The sequence below is a fragment of the Candidatus Acidulodesulfobacterium ferriphilum genome (genome assembly GCA_004195035.1).
Lineage (GTDB): Bacteria > SZUA-79 > SZUA-79 > Acidulodesulfobacterales > Acidulodesulfobacteraceae > Acidulodesulfobacterium > Acidulodesulfobacterium ferriphilum.
This window is the reverse complement of the sequence record SGBD01000001.1, coordinates 227,736-253,455: the sequence shown is the minus strand read 5'-3', so window position 1 is coordinate 253,455 and position 25,720 is coordinate 227,736. Positions and strand designations below refer to the sequence as shown.

The 25,720-nt window shown below is 34.4% G+C and carries 28 protein-coding genes, 3 tRNA genes and 1 other RNA gene; 22 read left to right on the top strand and 10 right to left on the bottom strand.

Features of this window, described 5'->3' with window-relative positions:
* Positions 1–44: 44 nt before the first annotated feature.
* The 3 genes from ftsA (at position 45) to EVJ47_01315 (ending at position 2,853) form a co-directional block, all read left to right on the top strand.
* Complete coding sequence (ftsA, locus tag EVJ47_01325; GenBank protein RZD14949.1) at positions 45–1,277, top strand: cell division protein FtsA; 1,233 nt, start codon at positions 45–47, stop codon at positions 1,275–1,277.
* Positions 1,278–1,350: 73 nt separating this feature from the next.
* Complete coding sequence (gene ftsZ / locus EVJ47_01320) at positions 1,351–2,508, top strand: cell division protein FtsZ (GenBank protein RZD14948.1); 1,158 nt, start codon at positions 1,351–1,353, stop codon at positions 2,506–2,508.
* A gap of 9 nt (positions 2,509–2,517) precedes the next feature.
* Positions 2,518–2,853, top strand: a complete 336-nt coding sequence (locus tag EVJ47_01315) for a LysR family transcriptional regulator (protein ID RZD14947.1) — start codon at positions 2,518–2,520, stop codon at positions 2,851–2,853.
* 2 nt (positions 2,854–2,855) lie between these two features.
* On the opposite strand, the gene EVJ47_01310 is transcribed toward EVJ47_01315, so the two are convergent.
* Positions 2,856–4,589 carry a radical SAM protein gene (locus tag EVJ47_01310; GenBank protein RZD14946.1) on the bottom strand — a complete coding sequence of 578 codons (1,734 nt, stop codon included), beginning with the start codon at positions 4,587–4,589 and terminating at the stop codon, positions 2,856–2,858.
* A gap of 4 nt (positions 4,590–4,593) precedes the next feature.
* The gene (locus EVJ47_01305; protein RZD14945.1) at positions 4,594–4,968 is read right to left on the bottom strand and encodes a cobalamin biosynthesis protein CbiX; all 375 of its coding nucleotides are present in this window, start codon (positions 4,966–4,968) and stop codon (positions 4,594–4,596) included.
* A 153-nt stretch (positions 4,969–5,121) separates the two neighbouring features.
* On the opposite strand from EVJ47_01305, the gene EVJ47_01300 reads away from it, so the two are divergent.
* Complete coding sequence (locus tag EVJ47_01300) at positions 5,122–5,940, top strand: ATP-binding cassette domain-containing protein (GenBank protein ID RZD14944.1); 819 nt, start codon at positions 5,122–5,124, stop codon at positions 5,938–5,940.
* On the opposite strand, the gene EVJ47_01295 is transcribed toward EVJ47_01300, so the two are convergent.
* A complete protein-coding gene (locus EVJ47_01295) occupies positions 5,929–6,687 on the bottom strand; it encodes a hypothetical protein (GenBank protein ID RZD14943.1) in 759 nt (252 codons plus the stop codon). The genes EVJ47_01300 and EVJ47_01295 overlap by 12 nt on opposite strands.
* A 138-nt stretch (positions 6,688–6,825) precedes the next feature.
* On the opposite strand from EVJ47_01295, the gene ssrA reads away from it, so the two are divergent.
* The 9 genes from ssrA (at position 6,826) to EVJ47_01250 (ending at position 12,197) form a co-directional block, all read left to right on the top strand.
* Positions 6,826–7,180: a transfer-messenger RNA gene (ssrA, locus tag EVJ47_01290) on the top strand.
* A gap of 80 nt (positions 7,181–7,260) precedes the next feature.
* Positions 7,261–7,734, top strand: a complete 474-nt coding sequence (smpB, locus tag EVJ47_01285) for an SsrA-binding protein SmpB (protein ID RZD14942.1) — start codon at positions 7,261–7,263, stop codon at positions 7,732–7,734.
* Between the two features lie 64 nt (positions 7,735–7,798).
* On the top strand, positions 7,799–8,371 hold the full coding sequence (locus tag EVJ47_01280) for a TlpA family protein disulfide reductase (GenBank protein ID RZD14941.1): 573 nt from the start codon (positions 7,799–7,801) through the stop codon (positions 8,369–8,371).
* 181 nt (positions 8,372–8,552) lie between these two features.
* Positions 8,553–9,119 carry a chemotaxis protein CheZ gene (locus EVJ47_01275; protein RZD14940.1) on the top strand — a complete coding sequence of 189 codons (567 nt, stop codon included), beginning with the start codon at positions 8,553–8,555 and terminating at the stop codon, positions 9,117–9,119.
* Between the two features lie 62 nt (positions 9,120–9,181).
* Positions 9,182–9,258 (top strand) — tRNA-Glu (locus tag EVJ47_01270).
* Between the two features lie 321 nt (positions 9,259–9,579).
* Positions 9,580–10,266: a hypothetical protein gene (locus EVJ47_01265; GenBank protein RZD14939.1), complete on the top strand. Its 687-nt coding sequence runs from the start codon at positions 9,580–9,582 to the stop codon at positions 10,264–10,266.
* A gap of 48 nt (positions 10,267–10,314) precedes the next feature.
* Entirely contained in the window at positions 10,315–11,016 is a 702-nt protein-coding gene (locus EVJ47_01260) for a hypothetical protein (GenBank protein ID RZD14938.1), read from the top strand.
* Positions 11,017–11,018: 2 nt separating this feature from the next.
* Positions 11,019–11,093: transfer RNA gene (locus EVJ47_01255), tRNA-Thr, on the top strand.
* A 294-nt stretch (positions 11,094–11,387) separates the two neighbouring features.
* On the top strand, positions 11,388–12,197 hold the full coding sequence (locus tag EVJ47_01250) for a hypothetical protein (GenBank protein RZD14937.1): 810 nt from the start codon (positions 11,388–11,390) through the stop codon (positions 12,195–12,197).
* 14 nt (positions 12,198–12,211) lie between these two features.
* Here the strand turns inward: EVJ47_01250 and EVJ47_01245 are convergent, their stop codons facing one another.
* Complete coding sequence (locus tag EVJ47_01245) at positions 12,212–13,042, bottom strand: site-specific DNA-methyltransferase (protein ID RZD15533.1); 831 nt, start codon at positions 13,040–13,042, stop codon at positions 12,212–12,214.
* 384 nt (positions 13,043–13,426) lie between these two features.
* Between EVJ47_01245 and EVJ47_01240 the strand changes: the two genes are divergently transcribed.
* The 5 genes from EVJ47_01240 (at position 13,427) to EVJ47_01220 (ending at position 17,049) form a co-directional block, all read left to right on the top strand.
* On the top strand, positions 13,427–13,858 hold the full coding sequence (locus EVJ47_01240) for an XRE family transcriptional regulator (protein RZD14936.1): 432 nt from the start codon (positions 13,427–13,429) through the stop codon (positions 13,856–13,858).
* Positions 13,859–13,946: 88 nt separating this feature from the next.
* Positions 13,947–14,192 carry a hypothetical protein gene (locus tag EVJ47_01235; protein RZD14935.1) on the top strand — a complete coding sequence of 82 codons (246 nt, stop codon included), beginning with the start codon at positions 13,947–13,949 and terminating at the stop codon, positions 14,190–14,192.
* Positions 14,193–14,411: 219 nt separating this feature from the next.
* The gene (locus tag EVJ47_01230) at positions 14,412–15,431 is read left to right on the top strand and encodes an ATP-binding protein (protein ID RZD14934.1); all 1,020 of its coding nucleotides are present in this window, start codon (positions 14,412–14,414) and stop codon (positions 15,429–15,431) included.
* A gap of 202 nt (positions 15,432–15,633) precedes the next feature.
* Positions 15,634–16,059 (top strand): hypothetical protein, encoded by a 426-nt coding sequence (locus EVJ47_01225; GenBank protein RZD14933.1) that lies wholly within the window; start codon positions 15,634–15,636, stop codon positions 16,057–16,059.
* Positions 16,060–16,707: 648 nt separating this feature from the next.
* Entirely contained in the window at positions 16,708–17,049 is a 342-nt protein-coding gene (locus EVJ47_01220; GenBank protein RZD14932.1) for a hypothetical protein, read from the top strand.
* A gap of 224 nt (positions 17,050–17,273) precedes the next feature.
* Here EVJ47_01220 and EVJ47_01215 read toward each other — a convergent pair whose 3' ends face one another.
* The 4 genes from EVJ47_01215 to EVJ47_01200 form a co-directional block, all read right to left on the bottom strand.
* Complete coding sequence (locus EVJ47_01215) at positions 17,274–17,543, bottom strand: type II toxin-antitoxin system RelE/ParE family toxin (GenBank protein RZD14931.1); 270 nt, start codon at positions 17,541–17,543, stop codon at positions 17,274–17,276.
* 1 nt (position 17,544) lies between these two features.
* Positions 17,545–17,811, bottom strand: a complete 267-nt coding sequence (locus EVJ47_01210) for a hypothetical protein (protein RZD14930.1) — start codon at positions 17,809–17,811, stop codon at positions 17,545–17,547.
* Positions 17,812–18,059: 248 nt separating this feature from the next.
* On the bottom strand, positions 18,060–18,653 hold the full coding sequence (locus EVJ47_01205) for a hypothetical protein (protein ID RZD14929.1): 594 nt from the start codon (positions 18,651–18,653) through the stop codon (positions 18,060–18,062).
* Complete coding sequence (locus EVJ47_01200) at positions 18,602–19,003, bottom strand: hypothetical protein (GenBank protein ID RZD14928.1); 402 nt, start codon at positions 19,001–19,003, stop codon at positions 18,602–18,604. Before EVJ47_01200 ends, EVJ47_01205 begins: the two co-directional genes overlap by 52 nt.
* 521 nt (positions 19,004–19,524) lie before the next feature.
* Between EVJ47_01200 and EVJ47_01195 the strand changes: the two genes are divergently transcribed.
* The gene (locus tag EVJ47_01195; protein RZD14927.1) at positions 19,525–20,778 is read left to right on the top strand and encodes a hypothetical protein; all 1,254 of its coding nucleotides are present in this window, start codon (positions 19,525–19,527) and stop codon (positions 20,776–20,778) included.
* A 702-nt stretch (positions 20,779–21,480) separates the two neighbouring features.
* On the opposite strand, the gene EVJ47_01190 is transcribed toward EVJ47_01195, so the two are convergent.
* Positions 21,481–21,556 (bottom strand) — tRNA-Lys (locus EVJ47_01190).
* 461 nt (positions 21,557–22,017) lie between these two features.
* A complete protein-coding gene (locus EVJ47_01185) occupies positions 22,018–22,350 on the bottom strand; it encodes a rubredoxin (GenBank protein RZD14926.1) in 333 nt (110 codons plus the stop codon).
* Positions 22,351–22,600: 250 nt separating this feature from the next.
* Here EVJ47_01185 and EVJ47_01180 point away from each other — a divergent pair, with 250 nt between their 5' ends.
* The 3 genes from EVJ47_01180 to EVJ47_01170 all read left to right on the top strand — a co-directional run bounded on the left by EVJ47_01180 (position 22,601) and on the right by EVJ47_01170 (position 25,625).
* Entirely contained in the window at positions 22,601–23,215 is a 615-nt protein-coding gene (locus EVJ47_01180; GenBank protein RZD14925.1) for a thiamine phosphate synthase, read from the top strand.
* A gap of 117 nt (positions 23,216–23,332) precedes the next feature.
* The gene (thiC, locus tag EVJ47_01175; GenBank protein RZD15532.1) at positions 23,333–24,622 is read left to right on the top strand and encodes a phosphomethylpyrimidine synthase ThiC; all 1,290 of its coding nucleotides are present in this window, start codon (positions 23,333–23,335) and stop codon (positions 24,620–24,622) included.
* Positions 24,606–25,625, top strand: a complete 1,020-nt coding sequence (locus EVJ47_01170; GenBank protein RZD14924.1) for a DUF815 domain-containing protein — start codon at positions 24,606–24,608, stop codon at positions 25,623–25,625. The genes thiC and EVJ47_01170 overlap by 17 nt, the downstream gene beginning before the upstream one ends.
* Positions 25,626–25,720 lie beyond the last annotated feature (95 nt).

Here is a 25,720-nt window from a genome sequence, read left to right as displayed (position 1 = left end):
ATTAATTAATTCCCACCCGTGAAGGTGGAAATTCAGAGGTCAAATTGGAAAAGAGTAACAATATCGTTGTCGGATTAGATATTGGAACTACCAAAGTTTGCGCAATAGTTGCCGAGGTAAAAAAGGATTCCCTCGAAATAATAGGGGTAGGTTCAAGCAGTTCCGCCGGGCTTAAAAACGGGGTTGTAGTGAACATCGAAAATACCGTAGGTTCCATTACGAAAGCGGTAGAAGAGGCGGAACTTATGGCAGGTTATCAAATTCAGGAGGCCGTTATCGGCATTGCCGGTTCGCATATACGAGGTTTTAATTCCAGAGGCATTGTGGCGGTGAAAAGCAGGGAGGTTACCCAGCAGGATGTGGATAGAGTGATATCTGCGGCTAAAACGATAGCAATACCGCTCGATAATGAGGTTATCCATGTGATCCCGCAGGAGTTTATCGTCGATGACCAGGATGATATCAAGTACCCTATCGGGATGAGCGGCTTAAGGCTTGAGGCGCGCGTTCATATAGTTACGGCGTCCAGTATAGCCGCCCAGAACATCGTAAAGTGCGCAAACAAAGCAGGATTAGATGTGTCCGATATAATTCTTGAACAAATTGCCTCGAGCGAGGCTGTTTTAACCGAGGATGAAAAAGAATTGGGCGTGGCGCTAATCGATATCGGCGGGGGAACAACCGATGTTGCAATATTTTCTGGAGGAACTATCATACACACATTTGTCATACCCAAGGGCGGGCAAAGTATTACAAGCGATGTATCGCTGGGAACCAAAACCGTTCCTTTAGACGCAGAAAAGATAAAGATAAAGTTTGGTATTGCTAAAGAATCTCTTGCAAGAAAGGATGAAATAATAGAGATTCCAGGGTTTGGAGGAAGGCCGCCAAGGTCGATATCCAGACAGGTTCTCGGCAATATTGTCGAGCAGAGAATGGGTGAGATTTTTACATGGATAAGAAAGAATATCGAAAAAAACGGCTTAGAAAGCAAGATTCTTTCAGGCTATGTTATCACGGGGGGCGCTGCTCTAATAGAAGGTTGTTCGGAGTTGGCGGGGGATATTTTTAATGCCCCCGTGAGAATCGGATTGCCTTTAGATGTCGGAGGCTTAACGGATGTCATAAGTTCTCCCGTATATTCGACAGGCGTCGGCCTTGTTAAATATGCTTTTAAAAACAATAAAAATAAAGAGCCGTTATTTAAAAGGGGAGGGAAGAATGTCTTTGAATCTATAAAGGACAGGCTCTTAAAATTGTTGGAGGAATTTTTTTAATAATATTTAATAATAATACTAAACTTACATTAAACATTTTACGATATATTTAAAGATAGACAAGGAGGTTACCATGTTAGAGTTCGTTGAAAACAATGAATTATCGGCAACAATAAAAGTGGTGGGCGTCGGCGGGGGCGGAAGCAATGCCGTTAATACTATGATAAAATCGGGCTTATCTGGTGCAGAGTTTATCGTCGCTAATACGGATGCTCAGGCGTTAAAAGCGAGTGTTTCCAATATAAAAATTCAACTTGGAGAAAAAATCACAAAAGGGCTTGGAGCAGGGGCAGATCCTGAAATAGGGAAACAATCGGCTATCGAAGACAGGGATAGAATACGAGAAATTTTAAACGGCTCGGATATGGTTTTCATAACCGCGGGGCTTGGCGGCGGAACAGGGACAGGCGGCGCCCCGATAATTGCCGAAATAGCCAGAGAAATTGGCGCTTTAACGGTTGCCGTTGTTACCAAACCGTTCTTTTTTGAGGGCAATAGAAGAATGAGGCAGGCCGAAGAAGGGCTAAGGGAACTTAAATCGGTCGTGGATACGGTGATAACAATACCAAATCAGAGGCTTTTAGCCGTTGCAGGAAAATCGACCTCGATGGTCGATGCCTTTAAAAAGGTTGACGAGGTTCTTCTTCAAGCCGTTAAAGGTATTTCGGATTTAATAAATATTCATGGTCTTGTAAATGTCGATTTTGCCGATGTCAAGACTATAATGTCGGAAATGGGGATGGCTCTTATGGGCACAGGTATAGCGGAGGGCGATAATAAGGCTTTGGAAGCCGCTCAAAAGGCGATTTCAAGTCCGTTGCTCGAAGATATCAGCATAGAAGGCGCAAGAGGGCTGCTTATCAATGTTGCAGGCGGACCAGATATGACGCTTTTTGATGTCAATGAAGCTGCCGAGAAGATTAAATCGGAAGCCCATCCTGACGCTAATATCATATTCGGAGCGGTAATAGATGACACTTTGGGGGACAAGATGATGTTAACCGTGATAGCCACGGGGTTTGGGAAAGATGTCAAAATTTCCCCTGTTCAGGTTTCTAATCCGACAAATGATAAAAATTTGGAAACCATAAATATAAATAATAAATTTGGACAAAATACAGGCAAACCGGATAAAAATGAATATATCGAAAGGTTTGGCGATCATGAAGAAGACGATTATGAAAATGAAAAATATGATATACCAACCTTTTTAAGGAGGCAGGCGGATTAAGATAAAAAAATGGGGGAGAACCTTGACATAAAAGCAAAAATATGGCTTGAAAAGGATGGGGAACCTGTTTTTGGAATGGGAAGGCTTATCCTTCTTAAAAAGATTGAATCTTCGGGCTCTATATCTGCTGCCGCGAAAGAACTCAAGTATTCTTATAAAAAAGCGTGGAGTTTTATAACTCTTATGGAAAAAAGATTCGGCTTTGAGCTGGTGAATAAAAAAATCGGCGGTAAGCACGGCGGAGGGTCCGTTCTTACAAAAGAGGCAAAAAATTTAATAAATATGTATGAAGAACTTTTAAGAAAGGAAGAAAAATTTTTAGAAAATTATCAACATACCCCTTAACCTCAACACACCCCGCATCTTTTACATCCTTCAAAACATTGAGGTGTTGTTTTAAAGAGGGTGCTATTTTTATACTCTTTTAAAAGATATTTTTTTGTGACACCCTGGTCTATTATCTCCCATGGCAAAAGTTCGTTTGTATTAAATTTTCTTATAAAGTCGTTTATATTAAAACCGGAACTTTTGGCCGCCTTTTTTAAACTTATTTTATTCTTATGGGAATTAATCAGAATATCTAACGACAGCCTTGAACCCCTCGCAAAAAAAGCTTCGATATAAGCGCTTTTAACCTGGTTTATTTTTATATTAAGATTTGGCAGATGTTTGAGGCTGTTCGAGATGTAATCCATTTTATGCCTGAGTATCGTTAAATCCTCAAGATTTTCCCACTGAAGAGGCGTCCATGCTTTTGGAACAAACGGGCTAAATGAGACGGTAAGCGAGCCTATCCTTTTGTTAATTTTGGAAGACGATACGAATTCCTTTTGCATTGTTTTTATTAAATTTATCGTCTCATCTAAATCTTGTTTTTCTTCGCAAGGAAGTCCGACCATAAAATAAGACTTTATGTTCATTATTCCTTTTTCAATAATATTTTTAAGGACAATTATTATTTCCTCATTTTTTATATCTTTGTTTATCAATCTTTTAAGTCTCGAAGAACCCGTTTCTATGCCGAGCGTTATCGTCTTTAAACCAGTTTCTTTTATTAAATTCAAATTATTTTCGTCGAGGCAGTCAAACCTTATCGACGATAACGAAAAGGGTTTTTTGGAGTTCAATGAAAACTCCATAAACCTCCTGATATTTTTACTGTCCATTGTGCCTAATCCCACAAACCCCGCTTTCTCGTTTTCATTTAGCGATTCAATCGTTTTTAAAACATCATCGGGTTTAGATTCCCTTAACGGCAAATAGATATATCCCGCGCTGCAAAAACGGCACCCCCTTTTACATCCCCGTTCTATTTCGATCATATTTATGTTGCTGAGTTCGGAAAATTTTGTGGTAATAGCCGAAGAAGAAATAAAATCTTTGCCCGCCCATCTTCGTTTTATTTTTTCGGGGAAACGGGGAAGGATTTTAATTTCTTTCAATACATTTACTTTTTTAGCGTCAAATATAAATTGATAAGCGGCAGGAACATAAATACCGCTAATTTTTCCACAATCTTCTATAATTTCATTCTTATTTTTTTTTAGCGATATTCTATTATGCTTTTCAATATTTTTAAAAAAATCAGGGAATATCGCCTCAGCCTCTCCAACGAATAACATATCAAAAATGGGGGCGACAGGTTCAGGGTTTAAGAAAGCGATTACTCCTCCTGCCATAATAAGCGGAAATGTTTTGTCTCTATCCGCGGATAAAAACGGAATTTGTCCGGCATCTAAAATTGAAAGAATATTATAAAAATCATTTTCATAGCTTAAAGAAAAAAATATAAGGTCGTAAGTTTGGAGCCTTTTTCCGGTTTCTAAGGATATGATGCCTTTTGATGTGTCATCCTGCAAAAAAGCCCTGTCGCATGATATAAAGCCGGATTGATTAATTAATTCGTATGCCCTTAAAAAGCCTAAATTTGACATTGCAACGCCGTAATAGTTTGGAAAAACAATGACGGCGTTCAGAGAGGCGTCTTTACGCTTTATTAAACGGTTTTGTTCGGATTTAAGGTAAAGGTCGTAGAGTTTGTTTATATTGTTTATATTTATATTATTGAAAATATTTTTCACCTGCTTAAGCTAATTTTATGGATTCGATTCTTTCCATTACAAGTTCCGCTAATCTTTCGTCAATTCCAAGATAGTCTCCTAATTTTAACTTGATATCAGGGTATTTTTCCCTGTACTCGCCTAATATCTCTGGAATATCTCTGGACACATGGTTTCCGGAATATAAAAAATACGGTATGACATATATAGAATCATAGCGGTTTGCGGCTAATTTTTCTATAATATCCCTGATATTAGGCTCCGCAAGCTCTAAAAAGGCGTATTCTATATTAATTCCAAGAAACTTCGGCTTGATTATTTTTACTATGCTTTTAAGTATATTATTTGCTTCGCTTCTCCTTGAACCATGCCCGAGAAGAACTATAGATTCTTTTTCCATAAAAATTAATATTTTTAAATCGTTAAATCGGAACTTTCTTGCGAAATTAATGTTTTACTATGCTAATGTTATATTTTATAATATTATTCAATAATGCGCAATAAAAGGTGAACCAGAAAATATAAATTTCATGTTTAAAAGCGAGAGGTCGTTATGCCGGTTAATTTTGAATTTGCCATACTGGTCGAGCATTTAGTTAAAAAATATAAGGATATAGTTGCTGTAAATGATATATCTTTTAGCGTAAATAAAGGCGAATTTTTTGCCTTTTTGGGGCCGAACGGCGCCGGAAAAACAACTACTATAAAGATTCTGTGCGCTTTGGTTCGTCAAACAAGCGGCATTGCATATATAAATGGTTATAATACCCTCACAAACAGAAAAGATGTAAGGAAATCCATAGGGCTTGTATTTCAGGACCCGACCCTCGATAATGACCTGAGCGCTTATGAAAATCTTAATTTTCATGCAAAACTTTACGGTATGGATAAAAAACGCATTAAAGAAAGAATAGACTATATGCTGAATTTTATAGATTTATATAATTATAAAGATAAGCCCGTGAAGCTGTTATCTGGCGGCATGAAAAGAAGGCTCGAGGTCGGAAGGGGGCTCCTGCATTCCCCGTCCGTTTTATTTCTTGACGAGCCTACGGTGGGCCTCGACATTCAGACAAGGATAAATATGTGGGGTTTTATCGATAGACTGAGAAAAGAAGAGCAAACAACCATATTTCTTACCACGCATTATATCGAGGAAGCCGAAAACTGCGACAAAATAGCTATAATAGATAACGGCAGGATTATAGCAATAGACACCCCTTCAGAGTTAAAAAAATTAGTCGAATCAAAGAACGGGAAAATTCCGACGCTTTCGGATGTTTTTATATCTCTTGTAGGGAAAGAGATAAGGGAAGAATCGGGAACGGCAATAGACAGGATGAGGGAGCTTAGCAGGGCGCTAAAAAGATAAGCATTTTAAAATAATTTTCGCCGAGGCCTCCAGCATTATCGTCCATCTCAAAGCATCAAGCGGCGTATTTCCCCACGAGAAAGAGCCGTGGGATTTTATCATGAATACCCCGTTTTCTTTAAATATATCCTTTGCTTCAAAATCTATTCTTAGATTTTTTGTTTTAATGTCCAGGGTAAAATCAAGCGGGAAAACATATATTTTAGGAAAAAAATAAGCCGATTCAAAATCAAGAGGTGTTATTTCGTCTAATTCTGGATATTTTTTATAAAGTTTTTCAAGAAAAAAGGGGACGGATTTAAATCCGTTCCCTTTTTTCTTGTTATTATCCGTATTTTTATGAAGGCTTAAACTTAAAGCGATTGCGTTTACGGGATGAGAATGAAAAACCGTCGAATTCGGGAAACTTCTTAATATAAACCGGTGAATATCGATTTCCGACGAAGCGCCGCCGTTATCATTATTATCCTTGTTATCATCTTTGCCGCCCGCCGTTTTACGGATTTTTGCCGCTGCGGCGGCAGGAACATTTCCACCGTCTTCTTTTTCCGGTTTTATTACGGGGGCAACGGTAAAATCTTGCGGCTTTAAATCAATCAGGCTCCTTCCAGTTTTTGTAATTAAGAGGTTTTTATCTATCCCCATGCTTATGTTTCCGCTGTGGGTATCTATAAGGTCTTTATCGAAAGCAATGTTGCAAACCCGCTTGAGTTCCGCAATTTTTTTTATGTACAGGAGTTCTTTCAACTTTTACCGCCCCGCTTTTTATTTTTTAATTAAATAATTTTATAAATTATATAACATTACAGGTAAAATTAAAATAAATACGGTGGATTAAGAATTTGACTATTAATATACCGGATGATATAATTAATAACATAATATGGGGGCGTAACGGTTTCGACGGTGATATTAAGGCTGTGAGCTGCATGTCGAGGACGCTTTGTGGGCTCGTTAATCATTCGAAGCATAAACATAATCGCAGACAATTACGATTACGCATTAGCCGCTTAATCGGCTAACGTCTTTGAAATTTCCACCTGCAAAATTCAAAGACGACAACTGCAGGTTATAGCGTAAAAGTTTCCTTTACTTTTACACCGAACTCTTTAAAGGATGGCTGAAAAGAGGTTTTGTTTATTCTTTGCTTTTTGAAGCCATATTTAAAGAATAAACTAAACATGTAGATGCTTTAGTGTTAAATCTTCGGACGCGGGTTCGACTCCCGCCGCCTCCACCATTATTCCCTTCACGCAACTCTCAGGCAAAACGGAGTTCGGTGAGGCTTATTCTCAATAATTTTGTATCATTCATATAGCCATGTCCCATCAACCTAATAAATCTAATATTAAAATCCTGTCTGACAATAGAAAGGCATCATTTCTTTATGAAATCTTAGAAAAATATGAGGCAGGTATTGCGCTATACGGACCGGAGATTAAATCCATAAAATCAGGGAAAGTAAATCTTTCCGACGGATATGTCGTAATAAAAAACGGCGAGGCGCTTCTCTTGAATGTTCATATCAGCCCATATGAAAAGGCTGTAAGAGAAAACAAAGACCCCCTTAGAACGCGGGTTTTGCTATTACATAAAAATGAGATTATGCGGCTTTACGGCAAAACAAAAGAAAAAAATCTTACAATAATTCCGTTAAAAATATATTTAAAAAGCGGCAGGGCAAAGGTGGAAATAGCCCTTGTCAAAGGAAAAAAGATTTACGACAAAAGGGCATCTATAAAGGAAAAGGAGCAGAAAAGAGAGGTTGAAAGAATAATCAAGAGCAAAAGATAGATTATAAATAATAAAAATATTTAAGTATGATTATAATTTAAAAAATTATTTTTGGAGGACTTAAATGGAAACGGAATTCAGCAGTTCGCAGGACAGGAGGAGTCAACCTCATATGAATAGAGTTAAGACTAAAATTAAAATAATAGTTTTTTTGTTTTTGCTTTTTAGTTTAGTTTACATTTCGAGTGCAAGCGCAAATGCAAAACCAGAAAAAGCTCCTGATTTTACATTGAGGGCGCTTAACCCGTCCGTTTCAGGCTATACCGATTTCTCACTAAGCAGTTTTAAAGGTCACGTGGTTATAATTAATTTCTGGGCAACATGGTGTCCGCCGTGCAGGGCAGAAATCCCGATGCTCGAAAATTTTTACAAGTCTTATAAATCAAAGGGAGTGATTGTGGTCGGAATAAATGTTAACGACAATGTGTCCGGAGTTAAGTCTTTTACTAAACTTTACGATATGACATATCCTGTCGTGTATGCAAGCTCGAGCGTAATAAGTAATTATGGCGGCGTGAACGCAATACCGCAAACATTTTTTATCTCAAAAAGCGGGTATATTATGTTTCACTGGGTGGGCGAGATTTCAAAAGGGGCGTTATACGGAATTACGGACAAACTTCTTAGTATCCGGTAGGCAATATAAAATAAAATCGCCGAGTTGTGAAAAATTAATTGTTTTTTAATATAAATTATTGTATAAATTAGAGGAATTCAAATAATAAAGCCGTTTATTTACAATCTAATATTTAAATCAAAAATATTAATATTTTTAACTTATATATAAGTTATATATAAAAAATTAACAGGGCGGTATTATGGCGATAGACGATATGTTGGCCGAACTTAAAGATCTTGCAAGGGTTGTGGACGATGCCACAAAAAAGATCGGGGATTTAAAAAAACCGGTAAAAGAGAGTTCCGAGAGTATTCCACTTGCGCAGGACGGAATTTCGGATATTATTAAAGAGACTGAAAAGGCCGCCAATAATATAATGAATCTACTGGATGATATAAACGAAAACTCCGGTGTTATAGATAAAAGTCTATGCAGCCTCATCGACCTTAATCCCATAAAAAAAATTAAAGAAAGTCTGATCAATTTAAAAGAACTTAACAAAAAAAATATCGATAAGATTCTGGATGTGTTAGCCCTTCTTTCATTTCAAGATTTAACCGGACAAAAACTTTATAAGATACAGAACACTTTGAACGAAACAAAGATAAAACTCCTGAAGGTGTTGGTCGATTCTGAGGTTGAGGCTAAAGAGCTTACCATCGAAAGGAAACAGGAAATATACGGCAAATTAAACGATTTAGTCTTAGATAATCAAAAGATTGCCCAAAACGATGTAAATTCAATATTGAGCGAATTAGGGTTTTAATATATTTTTTCCTTGCTTTTTTCATAGCTATCTGGTAGTATAGTATTTCTTTATCATTTATTGTCCCCATCGTCTAGCCGGCCCAGGACATCGCCCTTTCACGGCGGCAACACGGGTTCGAATCCCGTTGGGGACGCCAAATTAATCCCCATTTTCCATTCTATTATACGGTTTTTCATCAATAATTTATTTATTATATTAAATAAATTATTGAATTTACAATTGACATTTTCTAAAATAAAGATATAAGATGTTTAACATCTGAGAAAATTGTAATATATTATTATTTTATCATTTTAAACCTTAGACCGAGTCAAAGTCGAAGTGAATTTATTTGCTTAAGTAAATTTTTTTTGATATTATTATAAATAATAAATAGATAAAAATATATATTTAATAAATTAATAATATTTTGATTAAATTTTGTTATTATTAACTAATATTTTTTCAATAAAATAAAATGATACTTGAAGATATAAAATATCAATTGGACCAGTTTTATAGTTTCGATAATATAAGACTTTCATTTGAGATAGCAGACAAAAGCGGGTTAATATATTATAATGAGGGCAAGATAACAAAGGCAGTTTTTGATCTCAAAGAAGATATAGACGCTTTTCGCGAATTAAAGGATTTAGAGGGGCAGATTAATATTCAGGTTAGTATCGGAGAGCCGGCCCCCGAAAATACATTAGATAAATCTTTCGATGAAATTATTGAATTGATCAGCGAAGCAGGTATTAATGAAGAAGATGAACCGTTAATAGTTAAAAGTCCGGATGTTTCGGATTTAAGCGCGGCAGCCGAAATAAATACAGCCTTAGTTGCTAAAATTAGCGAAGGTCTGGCAAAGATTTCAGGGGTAGAAGGTATTTTGGCGGTAAGGCCGGACGGAGAGGTTTTGTATTCCAAAGATGTCGAAGACCCAGATTTTGAATCCGCCGATTCCATATTTTTATATAACCAATCAAAAGAATTGGGCGACATATTAAATTTTAAAAATCTTAAAAGTACCGTATGCGAGGCAGGCAATTATAAAAAGATAATTATTAATAATAAAAACATATTGTATAGTATAAAGGTTTCCCCAACGGTTCAACCTCTTAAAACCCAGATAGAAGCGGTTAAATTACTTGAAAATGCATAGCGGCTGTTATAGCCAATATTGTATAATTTATAGGTCATATATACTTTTATGGATGACAAGGACAAAAGTATAATCGATAAAATACTCAAAATTTCGGGCGTAGAAGCCTGTGCAATATCATCGCTTGACGGTGAAGTTTTAAGATTTGATTCTAAAGATGAAAATATTACCCCCGAAGCGATTAATAAAATTTCGTCGGAAATAAGCAAACTTTTTGCTTCGTATTCCATTTCTTCTATCGATATACAATCATTATATCTTAATTTTCAAGAGCAAAATATTATCGTAAACGGATTTGGAAGCGGTTTTATTTTTATCGTAAGTCAGAAAAATTCCAATGTGAACCTGCTTAAAATGGAGACATCATATCTTGAAAGCGAGTTTATAAAAATAGTCAATCAATCTATTGAAAGTTTTTCCTCAACACCTTTGACCGATATACACGAAAAAAGAGTTAGTTCTCAGGATGAGGATATATTCAGTTCCTTACTGGGTGAAACAAAGTGGGGCGAGACTAAAACTCTCAAAATAGTACCTATCGATAAATTAAATGCTATCAAAGATATTTTTTCCTCGAGCTTAGGCCCGATATCCGCAATGCTTTTTGATGAAAAAGTTAAGGAATTAAACGAAGATTTTAATAACTTTAATGTTGAAAACATCCAGAACTTAATAAACCGTTTAGCAGAAGAAATAGAAGATAAAACCGATAAGCTTAATTTTATTAAAAATGCAAAAAGAGTTATATAACCGCCGGCGTGGCTCAGGGGTAGAGCAGCTGATTCGTAATCAGCGGGTCGTAGGTTCGATTCCTATCGCCGGCTCCATTAAAAACAAAGGGTTCGCAGGTTCGGCGTTTCCTTCATTTTCACCCCCCCGTTTAATATTGTAAGTTTGTGCATTATTTCCGTTAATCCATCTTATTTAGGGGGGGACTTTGTCCTAACAAAGCTATCCCTGAACTCCAAGCAAAATCAGTGAGGCATGTCGCAGTATTCTAACAATATTAGTACAATCGTATATTCTTAATTACCACTTTAATGAAAGGATTTTATTAGAAACTTTAATTATAATAAATTTCAGTACAAAAATTTTATTCTTATTGTGGATATGGAGAGTTCATGAATGATTGCGAAAATGTTTTAAAAACAAAATTGCAAACGGGTCGAAGCCGGTTAGACAGGGAAAACAAATCGCAACTTAAAGAAAAAAGACTCAAAAGACTTAACGAAGCGATTTCTTTTAAAAGTGGAACCCGGGAAAACCCTCAAGAACATGTTATCAGTGTTTTACCAAATAATATCGAAGTATATTTCCTTAAACCTGGAAAAGAGGTCTTTCGTCCCGAAAATCCTAATCTTTATGACATGACCCCTATGGTTAGCGGCGTCGGCTTATTAAGTTTTAACGAAATATTTGATATTATTTTAAAGGTATCTTTGACGAATAAAGGTCAATTCAAGAAATTACTTACGTTAATATATCGATTGGCTTATATGCTTGATTTTAAGGAAATGGAAGGCGGAAAATTAAGATATGCGCCCAACCGTCAAATTTTAAATTGCATTGAAGATATAGAAAAGAATTGCAAGGATTGCTTTGGTTCTTATGGTTTATTAGGTTTTTTAAATTTTTTAGATATTTTAGGTTGGAATGAAGACGATAAATATCATATGATTTCAAATAAGCCGGATTTTAATAATAATGCGCGCTTTAATATCGGCAGAATAAATACTTTATTAAGTTGCATAGCAATTCCATGTTTAGCTTTCGATTTTGTCGAACATGTCTTAGCTAAAAAAGATAATCCTAAAAATATAAACCATAATAATATTCTCGATATAATACAAAGGCTCATAAATTCAAAAGGAATTTGCGTTCCGAAACGAAGCGAAATATTGGAATGGCTAACCCCATATTTATATATTTAACGATATACTAAATATTATTTTAACAAATCGGGTTGACGCAAAATAGTAGATATTCCCCTTTGAATTTCGCGGTTATTTATATTTAGCCGATATTTTTCGTCAATTTTACCGTTATTTAACCGGTCAAGAATCATATTATAATATTTCTCGTCAATTTCGGAAGAAATAAATTGTCTATTTAGTGTTTTGCAAATTTCTATTTCCGAGCCGCTCCCTCCAAATAATATTAAAACAATATCTCCAGGCATCGTACAGGACTTGAGCAACATTTCTGAGAGCTTTTGCGGTATCTGGCAGGCGTGAAACGTTTTCTCTTTGCTGACGTTTTTAACTAAATCATAATAAAACCAATCGTAAGGCATCCTTCCTTTTGAACCGTTTGCCATATTTTGCATTATTCTTTTATCCGTAGGATTTTTATAAGGAACGGCTACATTATCTTTATAAAATTTGTTATTTTTAGTTTTTATGCAATGCAATATGCTTCTGTGGGCTGTGGTAAATCGTTTCGGGGTATGCCCCACATTTGTATTGTACACCCAAACATAATCATAAACTTCATGGCATGCCTTATCTAAGAATTTTGCCCTGACATGTGCGTTTTGTTTGGGATAGTTGATTAAAAACATATTTCCTGTGTCCTTTAAAACTCTTAACGATTCGGCGGCTAATTTAATATACCATTCAATATATTCGTCAAAGTTTTTGGTATAGGTTTTATCGCCGTATTTTATTCCAACATTGTAATCCGGGTCTCCATAAATCATATCGACGCTGTGAGCCGGAAGTTTTTTTAGAAGAACCATTATATCTTCAAGGTAAACTTGGTTAAGATAATATTCAATATTTTTTTTAGCCGTATTTTCCATTTAAATATTTTTTAGTTTAATTTAAAATTAATTTGATTGATTTTTTATTAATTTATAATTCATCCTTATTTAGACATAAAAATATTATATCAAATAAAATAATGCAGTAGTATGAATTTTATGTTTATTTTTTGTTACAAATCTATTACAGTTTTATTAAACTTATGCGAACGCAGGTTTTAAAAACCGCACTATTACTAATTTTCCGAATATTAATTTTTCCTATGTCATATTTATGTTAAAATTCTAAAAAGATAATGCAAACAATATTTACAAAATACCACTTTAATGATAAGTATGTCAAATTAATTATTACTTTAATGAAATAATTTTATTTTTATTTTATATTAAAGTGAAAATATGGTTAAAGAGAAAAAAAGCAAAGACGATAACTTATTTAAATTTATCGGAAAGAGAATTAGGGAGAAAAGAAAAGAACTTAAAGTATCTCAAGGAACTATCGCCGATTTATTAGATATTAGCGATACTCAAATATTTAAGTTTGAAACGGGCGAGTCTAAAATAGCACTGGATTATCTTTTTAAGCTTGCTGATTTTTTTCATGCGGATATTAATTATTTTTTTCCCGAAAATGAAAAAATTACTCATTTTTCTGCTATCTCACAACTTGAAAAGAGAATTGTGTCAATTAAGAAAATATATAGCTACAATGATGAAAACCTTATCGATTCGGTAAACAATTGTATAGATTCCATACAGCAAACTATATTAAAAAAACAACAGAAACAAAAAGAGAGGAGAGATGCAAAACCTGATAAAAACAACAACTAAAGCGGAAAGTAATAATAATTTAAAAGAAAACTAATATCATTGTGATAAGATAACCAGAAGTAGAAAGATAGGAGAGATTAAAAACAAGATGGGAGAAAATATCGATAAATCTAAAAACGACAAACCAGAAGCAATAAAAATAACTACTACTGACAATCAAGAACCGGAACAAACTGCCGATGCCTCAAATTTTCTTGATTATATCTTTGAATTTCTAGATAATAAAAGTTTAATTGAATCAATTTCAAATGCAATTGATTCATGGTCAAAAAATAAGCCAGTTATAACTAAATATTCATATAGAGCAGCCATTTATAGCCTATTTTTGGCATAGCAGTCCTTGCCGCTATTGGTATTTTTGGCTATTTGCATATTATTTCAAAAGATGTAACAGGCAGCCTTCTTGGTGCTTTAATCGGCTATTGGTATGGGCAGCAAAAACAAAATAAAAAATAAATTTGTAGACTTAAAATATTAAGAAGTAATGATATTAAAATAGCTCAATTAAGAATAAGAAAGAATAATTTGATATTTTTTATTTAAATGAATAAATATGCCTAAAACATTTCATCAAATAATAGCGGATTTATTAAAGCTTAGATCCGATAACACATTATATCATCGTGAGAGTGAATATTTAGAATTTAAAGAACAATTTAATTTAAGTAATTTAGCTGAATATTTTCGTGATTTTGCGGCTTTTTCTAATAATAAGGGTGGATTTATTATATTTGGCGTAACAGATAGTCCGCGAAAATTAACTGGATTAAATAAAAAATCAATAGATCAATTTGAAAAAATTGATCCTGGGATAATATCCGGTTCATTAATTGAAATATTTGCACCTGCAATAAATTGGAAACAATATCCTTATGAATTTAACGGCAATAAATTTGGTATATTTTATATAGATGAATGTAAAGAAAAACCGGTAATTGCCAAAAAAAACGAAGGTAGAGACTCAATTATAAAAGATGGTGATATTTATTTCAGATACGGGGGGCGAACTCAAAAAATATTATATACAGAATTAAATAATATTCTATATAAAAGAATGTATAATAACAATAAAAATTTTTTAAAATTGATAGAGAAAATTTCAAATGTTGGACCTTCAAATGCTGTTATTCTTGATACTGAGAAAGGTTTGATTGAAAAAAATGAACGACAAATATTAGTTATAGATGAAGAGTTAATGAAAAAAATTAGTTTTTTAAAAGAAGGTTCATTTGTCGAAAAAAACGGTGCTACCGCACTAAAATTGGTTGGAGATGTTCATCCGATTAATTCTATTGAGGTAATAAAAATAAAGAAAGAAAATTTATTGGAACAATATCCATTATCTTGCCAGGATTTAATAAATGAAATTCAAAAGAAAAAAACAGATGCTAAACGCCATGATATTTATCGCATAATAAAAGATAATAATTTAAAAAATAGTCCCGAATATTCCGTTTATAACTTTAGAAATAAAACGCAAGAAGATAATTATAATAAAACTGGTAATATACCTAATGGTATACCAAGTATATATAAGCGTGCAAGCGTGGAGTTTGTAATTAATCATTTGTAAGTATAATATTTAATTGAAAATAAACTTATATTTTTCAATAGAAATTAAGGTATAATCAAATATTTATTTATAAATTAACTTATTTGATATAAGCCGGAACTTTTTCGGGCAAGTTAAATTTTTTGTAGCAGGGCTTTTTAGGCTTACCGTTTCGATCTATGATTTAATCAATTTAAAAATCTTAAAATTAAGAAGAGGAGTTATGCAGGAATCGGAAGAATCAATATGGACAAAGTATGAATTAGAAGAAAAAATTACTAAAATTCTTAAAGATGTGGAGCCAAAAGATTATGCACCTCATTTTGGCAGATACGTTTATCTAACCGCTTATCAAATTGCAATAGAATTTTGCAAGAACTACAAAGAAGATTTTGATGATATTAAAAAGACGCTTGGCGGGAGTGGAACCGGCAGCAAGGGGGATTCGTTGCCCAGATATTTTTCTAATACACTATCAAGGTTTATAAAAGAAAAAAAAGTTAAACATATAGAAGCAACGCAATTATCTAAAGAATATATTTATGAAGTTAAATTTTATGGGCATAATTGCGAAAATCAAGAGAAAGAAATCATAGCCTCCAATCCGGATTGGGGATATGATATATCATTATATAGATATAAAGAGTAGATGACATTATAGTTATAGGGTAATCCTTTAAAAGCCCCTGACGGCTATTGGTGTTTAAAAAAAGAAGCTGTGGAGTGTTGTTTGTCAATAAATTTTTAATTCAAATAGCATAAAAAGAAGGGGCAAATCTATTTGCCAAATAGTTTCAACTTTTTAGTGCATGAGAAGATTATATAAGTAAAAATCCATAAAAGGATTGTTAGTAAATTGGTAGTAAAATTTTCTAAAAACCGCCACAAACCGCCATAAAATACCATAAATCAAAATTGCTTTAAATCAAGATAATAAGCGTAGATGCGCAGTTTATGTTATTTTTAAGCCCGCATTCGTAATCAGCGGGTCGTAGGTTCGATTCCTATCGCCGGCTCCATTAAAAAACCGCAGTAAATAGCAATAAGTAAGACATTTTCCCGCTATAAAAACATTTAAACAGAAAGGCTTATATCGCATTGCGAGCCTTATTAAAGCCTATCGTGATAACTGCTTTAAATACAGGAATGAGAAAATCGGAGATACTTAAACTTACCTGGGACAGGGATTAAGGAACCGGTTAACCTTACTTGATAAAACGAAGAACGGCGAACGGCGGGAAATTCCGATAAACCAGATGTTGTATAACGCTTTACCGAGCATTGCAAGGCATATAAAATACGATTATGTCTTTTAAATCCTAAAACACTAAAGCCTTATTATGATTTTAAAAGAGGGCTTACATCGGTGCTTAGAAAATCGCACATCTTAGACTTTCACTTTCACGACTTAAGGCATACGTTCGCAAGCAGGCTTGTTATGGGCGGGGTAGATTTAACGACCGTTAAGGAGTTGTTAGGACATAAATCAATTACTATGACCTTAAGATACAGTCATTTAGCTTCGGCGCATATACAAAATGCTGTGAAAGTATTAGATAATAAGGATTTTGAAAAAAACTTTACCGATTCTTTACCGCAAGGAGATATTCAAAAAACAGAATATCTTAAAAATGTTTAAAATAGTGGTGAGCCGCGCGGGGGTCGAACCCACGACCACCTGATTAAAAGGCTAATTCAAGTAAAATTAACAAACCGACTTTCCGCCTGTTTTTGCAGATAATAAAAGGTTTTACCGCTTTCCGGCAATTCCGCGTAATCACTCCGATTTTGCCGTTTTTTTGCGTGGAGCGTTGCAAAATCGTTGCAGTGCGATTAAATTAACGCACGGGGAAAAATTTCGGACTATATTCTTTTAACGGCAGTTTTATAAACGTCTTTTCTGTGTTTTATGCACAGTATCGTAACTTCATTTTCTTGAATCTCGTAAATGACCCTGTAATCGCCCACTCTTAATTTATAGCAATTCGATAAATCGCCTTTAAGCGGGATGCCGGAGCTTTGCGGCGAAACCTGTAGTTTTTCTTCTATTGCTTTTTTGATTTTATCTCTGTGCCGGTTATCTAATTCTTTAATGTCTTTTTTTACGGCGGGATAATATCTTAGCGTAAACAAATTATCTCCAGGCTTCTTCGTGGGATATTGTTGCGCAGGATTCGTTTTCTTTCTTTCTTTTTTTGACGATATTTAATAACCTGGAGTCTTCTTCCTGTTCAATCGCCTTATTTAATAATTCCTCGACCACAATGGACAAAGAAGTTCCTTTGGTTTCAGCTATTTTCACGATAGCTTCATATCTTTCGCCGCTTATAGTAATTGTGTTGGTTTTCATCTTTTTATTTATCTTATGTTTTTTGCCTCTGTATAAAATATTATACCACAAACTTTTAAATTCCCTCGAGGAAATTTTACGGATATAATTTTTATAAATTCTTCAAATATACAAAAACATGGAATTTTTGCCTTTTTGCCGAGAAAAGACCGCCGCATTTGCTTTTTAAGGCCGGTTAAATATCATTTAGGTAGTTTCCATTAACCAGTTAGAAACTCCGTCTCATTTTTTATCGTGGCGCGTTTTTGTGCGCATGATGGGCATTCTGACCATAAAATTAAAATGTCGGTTTGAATAATTTAAAAATCGATATCCGTATCCGGGGTGTTTTTCTGGTCAGGTGTTTCTCTATCTCGTTGCAATACTTTTTCATCAATAAATCTTTCAAGTCTCTGCTTAAACCAAAAGGTTTCTTCAGTGTTTATAAAGTTTATCTTAGATACCCTTTCCCTTAGAGTTTGCTCATCGATGTTATAACGGGTCGCAATCTTCTCGGTATCCTCGATATCAATATCTGCTCCCCTTCTTAACTTTGAAATGATAAAGTCGACCGGCTCTAATGTTTTTACAGTGATATTGCCCTCTTTATAAATCTGGGTAGCACGGTCTCTATACCCTTCTGGCATTGGAACCATACCCCAACCATCAAAATCTTCATCTATGTTAAATTGAATTTTGTTTTCCTTTAGATATTCCAATGAAGTTTTATAAATATTCTCAGGGCAATTTAATATTTCAGCATCGATATCTCTTGTAGTTCTATAATCCCCATAAAAAGACATAGCGGTTCCACCGACCACTATAATATCGATGTTCTCGTCGGTATTTTTAGCCAAAAAATCTACGAGTTTTTTAACTCTTTCAATGGAATCTCGTGAAGAACTTTCGTCCATACGATTCTATTCTCCTTGAATTCTCTTAATTTAACCGTTCCCGGAGTCTTAAGTTTGACAATCCCGTTTTCGACGAGTTTTTCAAGCTCTTTATTGGGTCTTCCACCGTAATATTTATTATCATAAAATATATATCTGAAAGCATAATAATACGTGGCCGCTCTCTCTAATGACTCTTTGATTATAGGGATATTAATGAAAGCCTGGGCTTCTCTAACAGAATTTTCGTTTAAAATGAATTCGCCAAAAAGGTATTTATGGAAACGTTTTATATTAGCAATATCTCCAAACGATTCCGGCAATAAGCTATCTAACTTATTTAAAAAACTAAATTTTTGTATATTTTCCATAATAATTAATTATAACATATTTCAATAATCTATTAAACGCAGATAATATGCCCTTTTTTATGAATTTAAATCACAATTTCCAGTTGGACAATATTTCTTATGCCTTGTTTCTATATAATCCTGGGCCGTTCTTAAATCGTCGGATGCCTGGTTAAGCCAAAAAATAATTTTATAACCAGCATAATTGCTGGTAGAACAGGCAAAAGTGTCCCGAATCGGGACAAAAAATCCGCAAAGCTATGTGTTTATTGGCATCAAGCCTTATTTTTTTAGTCTAAATTTCAGGTTGACTTCCGTAATAAAAAATTATATTTTGAGAATAGGATAATTTTAATTTAATTAATTTATTTTATTATCAAAATGCCGAACCCAACACATATTCCTGCCCATTTATATGTTTCCATTATCAACGGACATGATGCATGGCTTGCACCGCTATTAGGCGTAGCCGGCTTAATCGTCGGCGCTTTTACGCTTTTATTACTGGGGGAGTATCTCTTTATATAGAACATTATCGCCATGTGAAGCAAAAACTCGCCACGGCTTATGCCTTTAAGGGCGAGATAAGTGCTTTACTGGATATTATTGCGAAAAGAAAATATATCGAAGCGTTAAGTGATAAAATTAAAGAATTAAAAATGTCAGTTGAAAAATTAGATGGATATTTTGAAAAATATATAAGAGAGCCAGAGGAATTTAAATCCACGATTAAATACTTAGGCACTACTCCTATTTATCGGTTTTCTTTTGTTGTAAACGAAGATATTTTTTATGTTAAGAATTCTTTAAAAAAAGACATTGGTTTACTGGACAACGCATCCGTTCCGGTTATCAGATTTTATGGGATGACAAATGCTTTATTGCTTGATTTGATAGAGAATAATAAGAGTAATGATGAAATAAATTCTAAGTTTTGGAATATATCGGAAAAAGATATTCTGAATAACCTTTACTCTTATTACGGATTTTTTAATATTCATGCTTTAGCCAAGAAAAACTTGGAGTTTCACGAGTCGATGCTTGAAATTTCAAAAACCATAATAGAATCAGGCAATAAAAGCGTTAAAGAATTGAATAAGTTTATAAAAAAGAACGATTTTTGGTGTAAAAGGATATTTAATTTTTTTGAGGGGTTATTAAATCGGAAAAAGAAGGGGGATGGTGAAATGATGTCTGATGGGGATAAGAGCAGTGTAGAATCTGGTAAGATTAATAATTTTAATTCAAAAATAATAGAATGGATTAATAGCAAGTCGTTTAAAAACTTTTTTATCAGTTTCTCCTGGTTCGGCATAATATATTTGGTTTTTAGTAGATTTATTCAACAGTTTTACAGTATTTCACTAAAAGAAATAAATTGGCATACAATTGCAGAAATTATTGTTGCTTTTGTAGTTTATCTTATCGTAATTGTTTTTATTTTTTCATACCAATTGTTAAATGTATTCAATTTGAAAGGCAGAAAAGAAATAGGGGAAATTCCTTCTTGGTTGGTAGCGCTTTTAATATTTGGTCCCGTAATTATAAATGTTTTCCTTTATATTTTTTTGCCAGGATGGCCTCCTTTTATATATGAAATTATTTTGGCCATTACAATTTTAATCGGAGCATGCATTTTTGATGTCTTCTTGAAAAGAAAATACCATGTAAAATCATCATTATCGCGCTTTTTATTCAAATTAATACTCTTGGCAATTTATTTTATTTTTATAATAAAATCCAACGTTAATCCATTATTGCTTCATCTTTTGCATCTTATAGCTCATAAATCCTAAAAAAATTATAATGTCTTATTGAGGTTCGTAAATTTATTATTCTGTGTTTAATAAAATTAAATTATGACGATATTAGCTTTCTGGGTTAGAACATCAAAGCAAGGGATGGAAGAGTTGGTAATGATTTCTGATAACCGACTTAATGGTCACGGAAAACATAGATTGCGACACATTAAAAATAACTTACTTAATAGGTAAAAAATTCTAATTGTAATGTTTTATTTGGATTTATCTTTAAGGTGCAAAAGTTATTGAAACTATACAAAATATAATAAAAACTTACAAATAAATTTTATTTTATCGGTATCATCAACTTTTGGAAATTACAACTGTTGTAGATGTTAGAAAACTTGCTTCATGTAAAGAAGAGTTTAAAAATATTGAATAATTTCTACTGTTGTAGATAGGTAAGATATCTCTATCCATTTATTTAAATTAACCAAAACTGCATAGCAAAAGACATAAAACTGCATATCTTATAAAAAAATAAAATTTGAATTAAATAAGGAGCTCCACAACCAATACGTCGAGCTAAAAAAAATTGATGGAAGCATTACGACTACAAGTATCTCCAGGAAGGGCTTCAATCAAACTATTAAGGAAGTTGAAGAAAGAATACAGGAATTTGAAAAATCTTGCACAAAATAGGGCACAGTCAAAAAAATTAATTATTTTTAATATGCTGTGAAGCCTTGATTTTAGTGGTGAGCCGCGCGGGGGTCGAACCCACGACCACCTGATTAAAAGTCAGGTGCTCTACCAGCTGAGCTAGCGGCTCAAAAAAGTTTGAATATTCGGAGGACAAGTTAAACTTTAAAATTTAATTAATTAAATTTTAAAGTTTAAAAGGAAGTATTTTGGTTAAATCAGGGAAAGAGTAGTTTAGTCCCGTTGCGGCAAAAATGCCCAGCCCGACTATAACGATAATGCTGATAACAACCACAACCCACATTACTCTGACAAAATGTTTGTTGTCCTCCATTTGGTTCCCCCCTTAACTTAATAAATTTATTAATTATTAAAGTATTGCATATTTTTATCCTAAGTATATTAACAAAAATATATCAAAATAGCAATATGTTAATTTCATTTTTTTCATTAATTTATTTATTGAATTTAAAAAAGTGGATTAATAAATACTTCAGCCCCTTTACCTTATAAAAAACTTTAGATAAAGGGGTTGAAATTTGTAACGCCGTCTATAGGATAAGACCCGCCGCTGTTAAATGAACTGTGCGATTAACCCCATTTTTGCTTGCTTATATGAGCGACTATCTCGGCTTTTGACATCTGCCTCAATTCATGGGCGGCTTTTTTTGCCTTCTGGAATATGCTTAAACAATTGGGGTCAAGATTATCCGCTATGCCTTCTTCCGAAATTGCAATAATCTTGGTTAATATATGCGTTAAATCCATGTGTAATTGATTGGTCTTTCTTGAACGATCAATAAGCTGCTCGACATCCGGAGCAATTTTTTCGAATTTTTCTTTCGGCGATCCACATTTTGGGCAAACATCCGGCGCCGAGTCGCCGTCATGAATATAACCGCAAACGGAACATTTCCACTTCATAAGATACCTCCGTAATAAAATTTATTTAAGTTTTAGTTTAGGTTAGGATTGCTCGCTGTTACTTTGATTTTAGCATAAAAAAAATAAAATGCAAGATAAATTTAATAATAATTATTGAATAATATTAATTATTGTTCATTTCATTTCATTTAATTTAATAATCCTGCCTAACTTTAAAAATACTTTAATTGACAATATAAAATCCAAAATATATAATTAATAAGGTTTTATAAGGTGTAGGTGGGTTTTTATGAACTTTAATTTTAATATTTATTTAATCGGCGATAAAAATTTCTTTGCGAGCGAAAAAGATTATTTAGAGGCTTTAAATAAATGTTTTGACAGCGGAATAAAAGCTTTTCAACTAAGGCAAAAAGATGTCGGCATTAGAGAATTTATCGCATTAGGGGAAAAGATTAAAAGAATAATAGATAAATACAAGGATGTGAAGCTTTTTGTAAATGACAGGATCGATGTCGCATCGGCTCTTGACGCATATGGCGTTCATTTAAACAAAAATAGTATTCCGATTAGCGCCGTTAAAGAAAAAATCAAAAATCTTAAGGTATTTTATTCTTCCCACTCCATTGAAGAGATAATAACGGCACAGGATGCAGGTGCGGACGCCGTAACATTCAGCCCGATTTTTAAAACTAAAAATCAGGACTTCGAACAGGGGACGGATTTGCTAAGGAAGGCTCTAAATTCGGCAAAAATACCGGTTTTTGCGCTGGGCGGCATTAACAGGGATAATATAAGCAAAATTAGAGATGCCGGGGCCAAATATATTGCAGTTCAATCGGGAATTCTCAAGGCAGACAATATTTATGATGCCGTTAAATTTTTATCCAATAATTTAAATTAAATATCCAAAAATATATCAATATTTATCCCGCCCCCTTACCGTCCCTGCTCTTAAAAGGTTTATAAAAAATGCAAAGAATGATATAATATAAAAATAGGAGGAAAATATATGAATCAAATGAATCAAATAGAATCTGCCAAAAATAATATAATAACGGATGAAATGAAATATTGCGCGAAAATGGAAGGCGTTTCAGCCGAAGAGATTCGCATAGGCATAATGAACGGACATACCGTTATAACGAAAAACCGCGCCAGAAATATAAAACCGCTTGCGATAGGCAGAGGTTTAAAAACAAAAGTAAATGCAAACATCGGTTCGTCGGGGGACAATTATAATATCGAAACGGAATTGGAAAAACTCTTTACGGCAATCCATAGCGGCGCGGACGCCGTTATGGATTTATCCACGGGAGGAAATATTGTGGAATTCAGGCGGGAGATAATTAAAAACTCGTGCGTGCCGGTGGGAACCGTTCCGTTATATGAGGCATTCCAGCCCGCGATAGGAGCCGGTGGCGCAGATTCAGGTTCTAATATAAATAAATTTGACCCGGAGTACCTTTTTGAAGTTATCGAAAGGCAGTGCGAAGAAGGCGTCGATTTTATTACCGTTCATTGCGGGTTAACATTGGAAGCCGTGAGAAAGATGAACCTGCAGACAAGGATTATGGGAATAGTTTCAAGGGGAGGATCCTTGATTGCTTCGTGGATGATAAGGAATAACAGGGAAAATCCGCTTTACGAAGAATACGGCAGGCTTTTAAAGATTGCAAAAAAAAACGATGTTGCGTTAAGCCTCGGCGACGGATTAAGACCCGGAAGCCTTGCCGACGCGACGGACAGGGCTCAAATTTCGGAACTTATTACTCTTGGAGAGCTTCAGAAAAAGGCTTTGGAAGAAGGCGTGCAGGTTATGATAGAAGGCCCCGGACATGTTCCGTTAAATCAGGTGGAGACAAACATAAAATTGGAAAAAAGCCTTTGCAACGGCGCTCCGTTTTATGTTTTAGGACCGCTTGTTACGGATATTGCTCCTGGCTACGATCATATCACAAGCGCGATAGGCGGGGCAATAGCCGCCGGAGCGGGCGCCGATTTCTTATGTTATGTTACTCCTGCGGAGCATCTGAGGCTTCCAACGGCGGAGGATGTTAAAGAGGGTGTCATTGCGGCTAAGATTGCGGCGCACGCAGGGGATATCGCAAAGGGCGTGAAAGGCGCAATGGAAAAAGACATCGATATGAGTAAAAATAGGCGCGCAATGAATTGGGAAGCCCAGTACGAAAGTTCGATAGACCCGGAAAAAGCAAGAGAGATGAGGGCTTCTTTACCCCTTAAAGACGACAAGGTTTGCTCTATGTGTTCTTCTTATTGCTCTATAAAATTAAATGCCTCTTTTAAATAAAGGCAGGCATGGATTACTGCGAAAAATGGATAAATTTGATTATAGCCTCTTAAGCGAAATTGACGGCAGGGATTTTTTTTCTTTGTTAATCAAGGAAATTCAAAAAACAAACAATTTAATTTCCGAAATATATAACAATTATAAATCGCGCGATTTAAGCAAGCAGGGTTACGAGTTTGAGATTATAAAATACACCCCCGAAGATTTTGAATCGCATGGGTCTTTTAAGTTTTTTAAGGTAAACGATAAATGTGTTTTAAAACCTATAACCGATTTTCGTTCCAAAGACGTTTCAAGGTCTAAATCCTTGTCTTTGGCCGATTTCATCGGGATAGATAATATAATCAAGGATGTTTTTCAAAATACTATTAAATTTGCGTCGGGGAAATCCGCCAACAATGTGCTTCTATGGGGCGACAGGGGAACAGGAAAGTCTTCCCTTGTCAGGGCTATCGCAAAATCTTTCGGCGAAGAACCCTATATATCTAAAATTAAATTTATCGAGATTGTGGAAGATACCGCCGAATTTATCTATGAGTTAATCACCATCATTAAAACAAAACCTTACAGGTTTATATTGATTTTTGACGATATTGCTTTTGATGCGGATTCACTGTTTTACAAAAAGCTTAAATCCGTTCTCGACGGCGGATTAGACGAGCTTCCTGAAAATATAATTATTTACGCAACATCCAATAAACGCCATCTTACTACGGAAAAATTTTCTCCGGAAATATCAAACGGCGATTTTATTCATCCGGAAGAAGAGGTCGAAGAAGGCCTTTCTTTAAGCGACAGATTTGGTTTGACATACGGGCTTTACAGCTTTGACAGGGAAGTTTACCTTAAAATAGTAGAAATGTATTTAAAAAAATATGATATTAAAATCTCGAGCATTAATATGGATCAGGTAAGAAAGGACGCAATTAACTTTGCAATTATAAAGGGTTCGCGTTCAGGCAGGACTGCAAAACAGTTTGCCGTTAGTTTAATAAAGGATTAAGACCCTGCTTTCGCATGCCTGCCTGCCCATTTCGCCCCATAGGCTTAATTTTCGGCAATGAACCGACGAAATTTAAATTTAAACATTTTTATTGC